This is a genomic window from Parasedimentitalea huanghaiensis (assembly GCF_009753675.1).
GTDB lineage: Bacteria > Pseudomonadota > Alphaproteobacteria > Rhodobacterales > Rhodobacteraceae > Parasedimentitalea > Parasedimentitalea huanghaiensis.
Genome location: NZ_WQLV01000021.1, coordinates 41,701 through 54,068, shown reverse-complemented (window position 1 = coordinate 54,068; position 12,368 = coordinate 41,701). Strand labels below are relative to the sequence as shown.

Here is a 12,368-nt window from a genome sequence, read left to right as displayed (position 1 = left end):
CTTCAGTCCCATAGTCAGTCTCCTTTGTTGCAGTAAATGCTATCAAAGGAGCGGCATCAAACCGCGACAGGTCCAAAGGTTGTAAACATCTATACGTCGCTATGTAGGTTTTATTGTATAGATGCTTTTAGATACTCAGCTCTTGATCAAAGGTTGTTCGCGCAGACGTTTCTTGCTGGTCTAGGTTGCTCACCAGCATGGTTGGAGATGGACAGCGGGCTTAGACACTCATTTTTCGAAAATTTGAAACATAATTGCTGACTGCGTTCCGAATTTGTCTTTGGGGCAATATTTTTAACTCCAGCCAGAGAACAGCCCAATCGCGAGGGGTTCGAACGAGAACCAGCCACGTCTCCCGCGGCAGGTGGAACTGGAAATTTACGTTATTTTTATCCCCGAATGCCATCAGTGCTCACCTATCTGTGCGAGGAGCAACTTAGTCATGGTGAAGCTGAAGGTCGCAATATTTTGTTTCATTGGTTTAGCCGCTGCGGTTAGCGCAGCATATGTACTTCGCATGAGCAAAATCGCAATTTTACAAGATCAAGCTTGGCATACCGGGGCGGAATTTGCTGGTTTCATTGAGCGAGATATGCCTCAAATTGAGCAGATCCTTAGCGGCAACGCTGACGCTGAAGATGCAGAAGCCGAGCTGCATCGCCTGGCAATGATTGGGGATGTTTTCCGGTTCGAGTTCCACGGCGCGCATGGAAAACAAGTATTTGCGACCGGTTCGTTTCATGGGGCCTCTGATAGTACACCAGCGAGCCATCACGCGCATTCGCACTCGCATGAACCGCAGGCTGAGACACAATTGCAAGGCAAGCAGTTATTGCCTCTAAACACACTCATCACGGCCCTTCAACCGCAAGATCAGCATGATCATGGTTCCGCTGATGGGCATTCTTCCAGTGCTACAGCGGTAGATGAGATTCAAATATTTACAGGGGACGGGCAGTTCCGGCCAACATCTTATGCTGTGATATTTCATCCCATTACAGGTGTCGATGGGGCCGTTATGGGATCAGTTACTTTTTATCTGGATCTTACAGAACAGGATACTCTGCTTCAAAAAGTCCTGATTGTAGCAATCAGTTCAATTGTCTTGCTCATCATTTTAAGTATGTCGGGACCGTCTATTTCCTATGCTCGAGCCCTACGGGCCAAAAGGAATGCAGATGAGCGGATCCACTATCTTGCCGCTCATGACGTTCTTACAGGTCAAATGAATAGGGCAACGTTTACCAAATCAGTCGAGCACTGCTTAGCGGAAGAATCCAATATTGCTGTCCACTTTTTGGATATTGATAATTTCAAGACCTTCAATGACTCTTTCGGGCATGAGCTTGGCGACATAGTCTTAAGGACATGCGCTGAACGTATATGTGCTCTGTCAGAGGAAAACTTGTTTGTTGCGCGTCTTGGCGGCGACGAATTTGCCGTACTTCAAAAGAACGTTAGCAACGTAACGGCCGTAGAAGAGGTGTCACAAAAAATCGTCGAAGCCATGCGCGAGCCAATTTTGGCAAATGGTCACTCGGTTGTAGCGACAGTAAGTGTTGGCAGTGCTTGCGGTCCTGAGGATGGTAAAAATGTGGCCCGGCTACTCAAGAGTGCGGACATTGCAATGTACTATGCAAAGACCGAGGGACGTAACCGGGCTTGTAAATTTGTTAGTCAGATGGACGAAAAGTTGCAGCTGCGCCGTGAGATTGAGCAGAGGTTGAATTGGGCTCTAGCCAATGACGGGTTTGAGATTAACTACCAACCACTCTATTCCACATTAACGAACGAACTTCTGGGGTTTGAGGCTTTGCTCCGGCTTAAACGGGAGAATGGTACATCTGTCAGCCCTGCGGATTTCATTCCAATTGCAGAAGAAATGGGGCTGATTGAAGACATTGGCACTTGGGTATTGTATTCGGCTTGCCGGTTTGCCTCTGATTGGCCAAGGCATTTAAAGCTAGCTGTCAACTTATCTGTTGGCCAGTTTAAGAGCGGTAATCTACCTGGGATTGTTGAACATGCCATTTGGGAAGCCAAGCTCTTGTCAACGCAGCTAGAGCTGGAAATAACTGAAAGCTTCCTGCTCGATGACACAACCAACACCTTTACCCAGCTCAAAGAACTAAAAAAGCTCGGAGTTTCAATCGCTATGGATGATTTTGGTACTGGGTATTCCAGCCTTGCCTATCTGTGGCAGTTCCCTTTTGATAAGGTCAAAGTTGACCAATCGTTCTTAACTGGATTTCAGGAACAGGCACCTCTGGTTACCAAGATTATTGAGACCATCGTCGGCTTGGGTCACACGTTAGGTATGAAGGTTACTGTGGAAGGTGTCGAAACGCAGGAACAGTTCGAAATGCTACAGAACTCGAGGTGTGATCAGCTCCAAGGGTACCTGTTGGGCAGGCCGTTGGCTGAAGCCGCAGCGCTATCGTGTATCAACGATAATGAAAACCAAATTCACCCTAGATCTGCTACTGCAGTGTAAGCTGCGATGGCACCAGAAGATAATGTAACATTAAGAGTAGGTGGCATTATCGTCCTCCAAGGCGAAGGCTGACTTACCGGTTTTCGCTAGATGCGTTCTGTGATCGAGAGAGGTAAAATTCTCAAACCGACTGACGTACCTAGGGGTGTCTATCAGTACGTGTATGTCCAAATTTGCACAACTACGGTAGGTGGTTTCCTTTAACAGACCCACATCCAGCGCCTCTGGATCCCGGCAACGGCACCAGTTCCAGTTCAGGATCCACAAGTCCTCCCCGTAGGTCTCGCCCTAGGTTCCTGGCAAAAGGTCCCCAGTAATGCCCTATTTTCGAGTTCACACCAGCTAAACTGAAGAAAAGGATCATCCCGCTGGGTTTCCTACCACCCAGCCAGTACTTACTAGCATGATCTAGCAGCCCGATTACTGACCTTATGTAGCCCAGAATGCCTCCAGTAGTGTCGCTGAGACTGGATGACCTAAACAGTCAGGCTCTTCACCGCCAATCGAACATATGCGTGGAGCGGTGGGCCCTGAGCATCAGGCTTCTGCTCAAAGCAAATGCCTTTATTCCGCTGCAAAATATCGAAAAATACCCGAGTCAGGTGCACTATCTGACCTCGGAAGAGATCATTGAAACCACCTGCACCAGGTTTTCTGGTCTCGTGTATGTCAAATTGCATCCCCTTCACAAAGAACTGGAAAAGCGACGGCTCCGCGAGGTTTGCGCGCGCTATCCAAATGCAAGGCTCACGGAGGCAAGTATTCATGATTTAATCGCTGCATCTGACATTATCCTGTCACAAAATTCGGCAGTAGGCTTTGAAGCCCTGATGCAAAAGAAACCAGTTCTGACCTGTGCGAAATGCGATTACCATCATGCCTCACTTGTAAGTCGGACGACAGTTGAGCTCCAACAAAACCTTTTGTATGCACCAGAATATTTCAGAAACTTCCCCTTTGAAAAATTCTTTTACTGGTTTCTGGGTCAACAAATGTTGGAACCGCAAAAAGAAGAGTTTTCCAAGCGCGCTTGGGCACGTTTGCTGCAACGCGTTTGAAAGATATGCGCCTCGTCAGACTGAAAGGGTGGACGCATTGGCGGAACGTTAGATCTTGCTCCACGATCTAGGTCAGCTTGGGGCCGCAGCTTTCTCGCACAACTAGATCGCCATGGAGAAGTGTCTGGTTGGGAATCGTCGCTTCTCCAGACAGTCCATCCAAGAGATATCCCATCGCTATTTCCCCGATTTGTTTGCGCGGCTGACGTACTGTGGTCAACGCCGGCGTAATGTTGTTGGAAAAGGGAATGTCGTCAAAGCCAATGACGGAAAAATCTTCGGGCACGCGGTAGCCACGTATTTGTAGCGCACTAATGACCCCAATTGCGGTGTCGTCATTGTAACAGAAAAAGGCTGTCGGCAGGGTGTCCTTGATAAACAACCGTTCAATCGCAGCACGACCACCCTCACTGGAGCCATCGCCTTCGATCCTCCATTCTGTGATGGGTTCTGCGGCTTCAGCAAGCCCTTTGACATAGCCCTCTTGCCGCAGATCCGAAATAGGGTTGCTGCTGCCGGACGATACATACGCGATTTTCCGATGACCTAACGATATCAGGTATTCGGTTGCCATTTTGGATGATCCGACATCGTCAACTCCGACATAGGATACATCTTTATGGCTTACGGGGCAGGTTGCTGCGATGATCGGTGGCAAAGTGGAAATTGGGTTTTTAGGATGTCCTACCACTGGCAGGTGGCCGGTAAGCAGGATTAAGCCGTCTACCATTCCGGAAGATAAAAACCGCATGTGGTTTTCTTCAAAAGATACGGTGCCTTCAGTGTTTCCAATGAGGACGCCGTAGCCCAACTCATTAGCGGCTTTTTCTAAGCCTATTAGTATTCCGGGAAAATTTGGATCAGCAATCGATTGGGTTAACACCATAACCATACGAGAACGTTGCATTCGAAGATTTTGCGCCATGGCATTGGCGGTGTAGCCCGTACGAGCAATGGCAGCGGTTACCTTTTTGCGAGTACTTTCAGCAACTTTCCTGGGCGTTCGAATCGCACGGCTAACAGTGGCAATTGATACGCCCGCCAGCTTGGCAACGTCCTCGATTGTAGCTGGCCGGTCTGCTGATCTATTCAAAATCTTTATCCTTGGTCCGGTGATTTGTTGGGCCGGATTCCGCATTTCTTTCCAGACTCTTAGGGCGGTCTATATCGTGAAACGGATCGGTTGAGAAGACTTGGCCTTCCATATGTAAAGGTTTACATCGCCTATGAAAAGGTTTACATTGGTCAAAATGGCACAGCATTTCGAAATGTGAATTTGTGTTGGGAAGGGTAACATGCTTGACGGACAATCCAGTACGACATTGGTTCTTGAGGCGGATCGGATCAGTAAGTCATTTGGGGCTGTTCCGGTGCTGTTTAGTGTCAGTATGGGTATTCGGGCAGGTGAAGTTCATGCCTTGATCGGAGAGAATGGCGCAGGAAAATCCACGCTGATGAAGGTTCTCTCTGGTTTTCACACGCCTACGTCAGGTCGCATTCTTTTTGATGGTGAGGAAACCGTTTTGCCTCCAGACGGTGGAGCGGAGCGGCTTGGCATTGTCCTGATCCACCAGGAACTGAACTTAGCCGAACAGATGACGGTGGAAGAAAATATATACTTGGGCCGTGAACTGACCCGAAATGGCGTCCTGGACCGCGAAACAATGCGAAACAAAGTTCGCGGCTATCTGGATGAAATTGGACTGGATATTTCGACGTCTGCGCGGATAGCGGATTTGTCCATTGCAGAAAAGCAGATGGTTGAAATCGTCAAAGCAATCAGCCGAAACGCGCGGGTTCTAATCATGGACGAACCAACTGCAGTCCTGACTGAGGCTGAAACAGCGCTATTCTTCCGTCAGGTCGAAAAGCTCAAGAAAACCGGTGTTGCCGTTGTTTTTGTTTCGCACAAATTGTCCGAAGTTAAGCTGATTGCAGACAGGATCACGATTTTACGTGATGGGCAATGGATTGGCACCAAGGATGCGGATGCCTTGTCGCCGGATGCAATGGCACAAATGATGGTTGGCCGTGAATTGTCGGATCTCTATCCTCCCATGCATGAAGTCGATGTAGATGCTGAGTTAGTACTTGAAGTTCGAAATCTATACTCTAGCGGCGTTAGTGATGTGAGTTTTGACCTCCGCAAGGGTGAAATCCTGGGCTTTTCTGGCTTGATTGGTGCCGGTCGTACCGCTGTGTTTGAGGCTGTTTGTGGATTGGCTCCCATTGAGAGTGGGCAAGTATTCTTTGAGGGTCGTGAAACCCGCTTTGCATCGGTCGCAGCGGCGCGGGATGCTGGTGTCGCCTATCTTACCAAAGATCGCAAAGCCAAGGGCTTGTTGTTGGACAAGCAAATGCGCCCCAACCTGACCTTGTTTGCGTTGCCCAAGTTCGTGAGGCGTTTTGGTATCGACACCAAGGCAGAGGATAAAGCAATGGCCCGCGCGATCCGTCGGTTTGATATTCGGGCTCGTGATCCTAAGATCAATGTCGGCGATATGTCGGGCGGCAACCAGCAAAAGCTGTTGTTGGCCAAAATTATAGAAACCGACCCGCAGGTTGTCATTATCGACGAACCGACCCGTGGTATCGACGTTGGTACCAAGCAACAGGTTTATCACTTCATTGCTGCCTTGGCGGCTGAAGGGGTTTCGGTGGTCGTGATATCATCTGAAATGCCCGAGGTAATTGGGATCAGCCACCGTGTTGTGGTGATGCGCGACGGTCAGGTCATGGGCGTTCTCACAGGGGACGACATCAACGAAAACGAAATCGTGCGCTACGCCGCCGGTCTGAAACGGGAGGGCAGGGGATGACTGTCTTGGCAAACAGTAGCCTTGGAAAAGGAAAACGGATGAGTTTTGACATCAAAACGGCTGGTCCGGCAATTGCCCTGATCCTGCTTTGCATCATTGGTTTCCTACTTAACCCTGCTTTCTTGAGTGAGGGCAACCTGACAAACCTGCTAACCCGGTCTGCGTTTATCGGGATTATCGCGGTTGGAGCCACATTCGTCATCACAGCGGGGGGCATCGACCTTTCTGTTGGGTCAATGGCAGCTGCAATTGCTGGTGTTATGATTATCATCATGAACAGCGCTGTGGAAACTTTGGGCCCTGGGCTCGCCACTGTTTTGCTGGGGTGTGGGTGTTCAATTGTTTTGGGTATTGGCGCGGGGTGGATCAACGGAATGCTGACCACCAAAGGCAAGATCGAGGCCTTTATTGTGACGCTTGGCACTATGGGCATTTACCGCTCTCTGGTGACATACTTCGCTGACGGCGGCACCTTGTCGTTGGATTTCGCGATCCGTGGCACATATCGGCCTGTCTACTACGGCAGCTTCCTAGGTCTTCCGATCCCGGTTTGGGTCTTCATTGTGGTTGCGGTTCTTGGGTGGTTCCTTTTAAACCGCACCGCCTTTGGCCGCTATTGTACGGCAATTGGGTCGAACGAAGCTGTCGCGAAGTATTCAGCCATCAAAGTCGACCGGGTCAAAACAATGACCTATGTCATTCAAGGACTTTGTGTATCGCTGGCCACCATCATCTATGTGCCACGCCTAGGGTCGGCATCTTCATCGACCGGTGTGTTATGGGAGCTGGAGGCCATTGCCGCGGTGATCATCGGGGGGACTGTTCTCAAAGGGGGATATGGTCGGATTGGAGGTACGATCCTTGGTGCGCTGATCCTGACCACTATCGGCAATATTCTGAACTTTACCGATCTGATTTCCAACTATCTGAACGGAACCATGCAAGGCCTTATCATCATCATAGCTGTCTGGTTGCAGCGCGGTGACTGGGGCAAAGCAAAGGCCAAAACTAACTAAGACTACCAATTCCTAACCGGGGTCCTGTCCCCATGTTGAAAAAACGAACCGGGCGCCACCGGACAGGAAAGGTGCGTCCAAAATCTCGGGAGGAGATTACGATGAAACGCTTGAATGCAATTGGTGCGATGGCCCTGACAGGCGCGTTAGCGATTACCGCGTCACTAGCCAGCGCAGAAAACATCAAAATCGGTGTCAGCTATCCAACGCCGACCCACGCTTGGGCCGCTGGTATGAACTGGCATGCTGAACAGGCTGAAAAGCGCCTTGAAGCCTTGTACCCTGACGTGGATCTTATCCTCGTGAACTCCCCAGACCCAAGCGCACAGGCGAGTGCCCTAGAGGATCTTGTTTCGGTTCATAAGATCGATGCGCTTGTTGTTCTGCCTTTTGAATCCGAACCGCTGACCGATCCGGTGTTGAACGTCAAAAATTCCGGCGCACGGATTACAGTTGTTGATCGCGGCCTGAGCCAGCCCGGGATCGAAGACATCTATGTTGCTGGCAACAACCCGGAAATGGGCCGTGTTTCGGCAGTTTATATGAAAACCCGCCTGGAATCTGGTGACAACATCGTAATCCTGCGTGGCATCCCTACGCTGATCGATAATGAGCGCTTTGACGCCTTCATGGCTGAAATGGAAGGTTCAGGCGTCAACGTGCTGGATCACAAACATGCCAACTGGAACCGGGATGACGGGTTTGAGGTGATGCAGGATTTCCTGAGCCGTTTCCCCGATATCGATGCGGTTTGGGCGCAGGATGACGACATTGCGATTGGTGTTGTGGCAGCGCTGAAGCAAGCGGGCCGTGATGGCGATGGTATGTTTGTAGTTGGCGGCGCTGGCATGAAAGAAACCATCAAATCCATCATGGATGGTGAAACCTTGGTGCCAGTTGACGTTCTGTATCCGCCTTCGATGATCGCTACAGCTATGGATGTCACCGTTGCGTCGTTCAAATCGAATGGCCCTGTTGCTGGTCGCTACATTTTGGGTGCGACACTCATCACCCCTGAAAATGCGGCTTCGTTCTACTTCCCCGATTCTCCGTTCTGAGATCTGAACACTCAACACAGAAAGGGGCATTTGTGCCCCTTTCTCGCAACCGGAGGATAGGACGATGAAGACGCTAAAAGGCCCCGCATTATTTTTGGCGCAATTTGCAGGCGATGATGCGCCGTTTAACAGTTGGGACAGCATTACCAAATGGGCGGCAGATTGTGGCTACAAGGGGGTCCAAGTTCCCAGTTGGGATGGTCGTATTTTTGATCTTCTCAAAGCTGCAAGTTCACGCTCCTACTGTGAGGAACTGGTTGGTGTTGCCCGTGAAAACGGCGTGGAAATCACCGAGCTGTCGACGCACTTGCAGGGTCAGCTGGTGGCGGTTCATCCCGCATATGACACCGCATTTGATGGCTTTGCGGTCCCCGAAGTGCGCGGAAATCCTAAGGCGCGGCAATCCTGGGCGGTAGAGCAGGTGAAGCTGGCTATCACCGCAAGTCACAACCTGGGGATTTCGGAGCACGCAACTTTTTCTGGGGCTTTGGCATGGCCCTATATCTATCCATGGCCGCAGCGACCTGCGGGTTTAGTGGAGACCGCATTTGATGAATTGGCCCGCCGTTGGAAGCCAATACTGGACCATGCAGAAACAATGGGTGTGGATGTTTGCTATGAAATTCATCCGGGCGAGGATCTGCATGATGGTGTGACGTTTGAGATGTTTCTGGACCGTGTTGGCAACCATGCTCGCGCCAATATGCTGTACGACCCGTCCCATTATGTTCTGCAGTGTCTCGACTATCTGGACAATATCGACATCTACAAGGACCGGATCAAAATGTTCCACGTCAAGGATGCCGAATTCAATCCCACCGGACGCCAGGGTGTCTACTCTGGCTATCAAAGCTGGACCAACCGCGCCGGACGTTTTCGTTCGCTGGGCGACGGACAAGTGGATTTCGGCGCCGTATTTTCCAAGATGGCTGCCAACAATTTCAACGGGTGGGCTGTAGTGGAATGGGAATGCTGTCTGAAACATCCTGAGGACGGTGCACGAGAAGGTGCGCAGTTCGTCAAAGATCACATCATTCGTGTTACTGAGAAAGCTTTTGATGATTTTGCCGATGGCGGAACAGACGAAGCAGCAAACCGGCGTATGCTGGGGTTGGGTGATTGAAATGATGAGCAAAAAACCAATTCGTCTGGGGATGGTTGGCGGGGGCAATGATGCCTTTATCGGTGCTGTTCATCGGGTTGCGGCGCGTGTCGATGGCGAATATGAGCTCATCGCTGGGGCCCTGTCATCCACACCTGAAAAAGCACGGGCCTCGGGTGCCGCGCTTGGGTTGGCAGCAGACCGAACCTATGATGACTTCAAATCCATGGCAATCCGCGAAGCAAAGCTGAAAGAGGGGATTGAGGCGGTTGCCATCGTCACCCCAAACCATATGCACGCGCCGGTCGCACGAGAGTTTTTACGTCGCGGTATTCATGTGATCTGTGATAAGCCACTGACCTCAACTCTTGCAGATGCGCGTAAGCTGGTGAAGGTTGCCGAAGCATCGGACGCACTGTTTGTTCTGACCCACAATTACACGGGTTACCCAATGATACGGCAAGCGCGTGACATGATCGCCTCTGCTACGTTGGGTGACATCCGCGTGGTTCAGGCAGAGTATCCACAGGATTGGCTGACCGAGGCGGAGGAAGTCAACGCCAACAAGCAGGCCGAATGGCGCACTGATCCGGCGCGATCTGGCGCTGGCGGGTGTATTGGCGATATAGGTACCCATGCGTTCAATTTATTGAGCTTTGTCACTGGGCTGGATGCAGAAAGCCTGTCGGCAGATCTGCAAAGCTTTGTTTCGGGTCGTCAACTCGATGACAATGCCCATGTAATGCTGCGGTTTAAGGGCGGCGCGCGCGGCATGCTATGGTCCAGTCAGGTTGCGCCAGGCAACGAAAATGCCTTGAAAATTCGTGTCTATGGATCGAAGGGCGGTCTTGAGTGGGCACAAGAGGATCCAAACTATCTGTGGTACACCCCATTTGGTGAACCAAAGCGCCTGTTGACCAGAGGTGGCACCGGGGCGACTCCTTCGGCTAACCGAATGACGCGAACGCCGGGCGGACATCCAGAGGGGTACCTGGAGGCATTTGCCAATATTTACACCGAAGCCGCTGCAGCTATCCGTTCTTACGTTGCAGGAGAACCAATTCCGTCAGGTGTTCAGTTTCCAACTATCCACGATGGCCTTAGAGGGGTTCAGTTCATTGATGCCTGTGTGAAGTCATCTGAGAGAAATGCCGCTTGGGTTGTTGTCTGACACGATATCGCGGAACGCATATCGGCATTGATTTTGGCTTTTTGGCGTTAAGGCACTCCTGATGGGAGCAGAGCAATGGTGCTGGGGGAAGTCAGCGCTGGGTTACAAATATCGCTCCTACATGACGTTGGGGCCTAAAGGACCCGGCTGACTAGGTTGCGGACCTGTCTGAAGCTGCAGGTCTCGGTTGGTTCGGTGCCGACTGGACAGTGTGGAGTATTTAGTTGTTGTCCGCCACAGATCTGATAGTGATACCCATATCAGAGAACGGGCCTGGCTTTCTTGTTGTGCGCTTCACGCGAGATCTGGATACTTTGGTGCGAAGGCGCCAAGCTTCCTTCTCAGAGCCATGGTTTAGCGGGAAGGGGAACCAGCCGTAATCGGCTAACTCAAGATGGAAAGCCGATGGACCTGCTACAGATCGCATCAATACTGATCGTCCTCGCGGCACTATTTGGGGTTCTCAATTATCATTTTTTGAAACTCCCTCAGGCCATCGGGATCCTTGTTGTTGCTCTCTTGGCTTCGCTTGGCATCCTGGGGTTCGACACATTGTTTCCTGCGCTGCAAATTGGCGATGAAGTGCGCAAAATTGTGGGCGAGTTTGAATTTTCCGAAGCACTCCTTGAAGGCATGCTGGGGTTATTACTTTTCGCCGGAGCGCTTCATGTGTCTATCAGCGAGCTGCGCAGCCAGGCAGGCGTTGTTTTTCTTATGGCAACTCTCGGCGTCGCTCTCTCTACCGCTATTGTTGGATTTGGGTTTTCATGGATCACTGGCATGCCCCTGTTGGTTGCAATGGTCTTTGGCGCCTTGATTTCGCCCACCGATCCGGTTGCGGTGTTGGGTGTTCTGCGCGAGGCGAACCTGCGTAAATCACTTGAAACAAAAATTGCTGGCGAAAGCCTCTTCAACGACGGTGTTGCCTACGTGATCTACCTGGTTTTGGTCGCGATGGCATTCCCGGTTGTTGGCAGCCATGTCACGGAAGTTTCTGATGGTGCCATTCTGTTTGTTCAGGAAGCTCTCGGTGGTGCTGCAATGGGGGCTGCCCTTGGTTGGGGCACCTTCCAGATCATGAAGCGCATTGACGACTACGCTCTGGAAGTGCTGATCACTTTGGCGCTGGCCTTTGGTGGATACATCTTGTCGATATACCTGCATATCTCAGCCCCGATCATGGCGGTCGTGGCTGGCCTGTTCATTGGCCATGTTGGCATGCGCGACGGAATGAGCGAGGAAACGCGCGGTTACGTAGATGCATTTTGGAAGTTGGTCGACGAAATTCTCAACGCAATCCTTTTTGTAATGATTGGTTTCGAGATCTTTGTGATTACCGATGACTATTTGCTGCAGGGTATCTATGCGATCGCACTGGCGCTGTTCGGGCGCCTGGCGGCGGTCGCTGTTCCCAGCGTCATGATGAGTGGCCCAGGCGTCATCAAAGGCGATATCATCCCGTTGATGACCTGGGGTGGGCTCAAGGGCGGTATCTCGATCGCGCTGGCACTGGCGCTGCCCGACAGCGAATGGAAGCCAATGATCTTGAGCGTCACCTATATGGTGGTGATCTTCTCGATTCTTATCCAAGGTCTTACAATTGCGCCAATGGCGCGCAAGATGGCGCGCGGTTAACTGTGGTCTACAGCA

Annotated in this window: 9 protein-coding genes; 8 read left to right on the top strand and 1 reads right to left on the bottom strand. The window is 51.1% G+C overall.

Annotation, left to right across the window (positions count from 1 at the left end; translation table 11 throughout):
* Positions 1 to 442 precede the first annotated feature (442 nt).
* Positions 443 to 2,494, top strand: a complete 2,052-nt coding sequence (locus GO984_RS21835; RefSeq protein WP_157024670.1) for a putative bifunctional diguanylate cyclase/phosphodiesterase — start codon at positions 443 to 445, stop codon at positions 2,492 to 2,494.
* Between the two features lie 443 nt (positions 2,495 to 2,937).
* On the top strand, positions 2,938 to 3,552 hold the full coding sequence (locus GO984_RS21830; protein WP_157024669.1) for a hypothetical protein: 615 nt from the start codon (positions 2,938 to 2,940) through the stop codon (positions 3,550 to 3,552).
* Between the two features lie 67 nt (positions 3,553 to 3,619).
* On the opposite strand, the gene GO984_RS21825 is transcribed toward GO984_RS21830, so the two are convergent.
* Positions 3,620 to 4,645: a LacI family DNA-binding transcriptional regulator gene (locus GO984_RS21825; protein ID WP_157024668.1), complete on the bottom strand. Its 1,026-nt coding sequence runs from the start codon at positions 4,643 to 4,645 to the stop codon at positions 3,620 to 3,622.
* A 202-nt stretch (positions 4,646 to 4,847) separates the two neighbouring features.
* On the opposite strand from GO984_RS21825, the gene GO984_RS21820 reads away from it, so the two are divergent.
* From GO984_RS21820 to GO984_RS21795, 6 genes are all read left to right on the top strand, one after another.
* Positions 4,848 to 6,371 carry a sugar ABC transporter ATP-binding protein gene (locus tag GO984_RS21820; protein ID WP_157024667.1) on the top strand — a complete coding sequence of 508 codons (1,524 nt, stop codon included), beginning with the start codon at positions 4,848 to 4,850 and terminating at the stop codon, positions 6,369 to 6,371.
* A 38-nt stretch (positions 6,372 to 6,409) separates the two neighbouring features.
* On the top strand, positions 6,410 to 7,387 hold the full coding sequence (locus GO984_RS21815) for an ABC transporter permease (RefSeq protein WP_245227297.1): 978 nt from the start codon (positions 6,410 to 6,412) through the stop codon (positions 7,385 to 7,387).
* 101 nt (positions 7,388 to 7,488) lie between these two features.
* A complete protein-coding gene (locus GO984_RS21810) occupies positions 7,489 to 8,445 on the top strand; it encodes a substrate-binding domain-containing protein (RefSeq protein ID WP_157024666.1) in 957 nt (318 codons plus the stop codon).
* 64 nt (positions 8,446 to 8,509) lie between these two features.
* Positions 8,510 to 9,568, top strand: a complete 1,059-nt coding sequence (locus tag GO984_RS21805) for a sugar phosphate isomerase/epimerase family protein (RefSeq protein WP_157024665.1) — start codon at positions 8,510 to 8,512, stop codon at positions 9,566 to 9,568.
* Position 9,569: 1 nt separating this feature from the next.
* Entirely contained in the window at positions 9,570 to 10,718 is a 1,149-nt protein-coding gene (locus GO984_RS21800; protein ID WP_425339667.1) for a Gfo/Idh/MocA family protein, read from the top strand.
* 405 nt (positions 10,719 to 11,123) lie between these two features.
* Entirely contained in the window at positions 11,124 to 12,353 is a 1,230-nt protein-coding gene (locus GO984_RS21795) for a cation:proton antiporter (protein ID WP_157024664.1), read from the top strand.
* The last annotated feature ends 15 nt before the right edge of the window (positions 12,354 to 12,368 follow it).

Coding starts and splice junctions, on each gene's coding strand:
- GO984_RS21835 (WP_157024670.1), top strand. CDS start 443: ATGGTGAAGCTGAAGGTCGCAATATTTTGTTTCATTGGTTTAGCCGCT.
- GO984_RS21830 (WP_157024669.1), top strand. CDS start 2,938: ATGCCTCCAGTAGTGTCGCTGAGACTGGATGACCTAAACAGTCAGGCT.
- GO984_RS21820 (WP_157024667.1), top strand. CDS start 4,848: ATGCTTGACGGACAATCCAGTACGACATTGGTTCTTGAGGCGGATCGG.
- GO984_RS21815 (WP_245227297.1), top strand. CDS start 6,410: ATGAGTTTTGACATCAAAACGGCTGGTCCGGCAATTGCCCTGATCCTG.
- GO984_RS21810 (WP_157024666.1), top strand. CDS start 7,489: ATGAAACGCTTGAATGCAATTGGTGCGATGGCCCTGACAGGCGCGTTA.
- GO984_RS21805 (WP_157024665.1), top strand. CDS start 8,510: ATGAAGACGCTAAAAGGCCCCGCATTATTTTTGGCGCAATTTGCAGGC.
- GO984_RS21800 (WP_425339667.1), top strand. CDS start 9,570: ATGATGAGCAAAAAACCAATTCGTCTGGGGATGGTTGGCGGGGGCAAT.
- GO984_RS21795 (WP_157024664.1), top strand. CDS start 11,124: ATGGACCTGCTACAGATCGCATCAATACTGATCGTCCTCGCGGCACTA.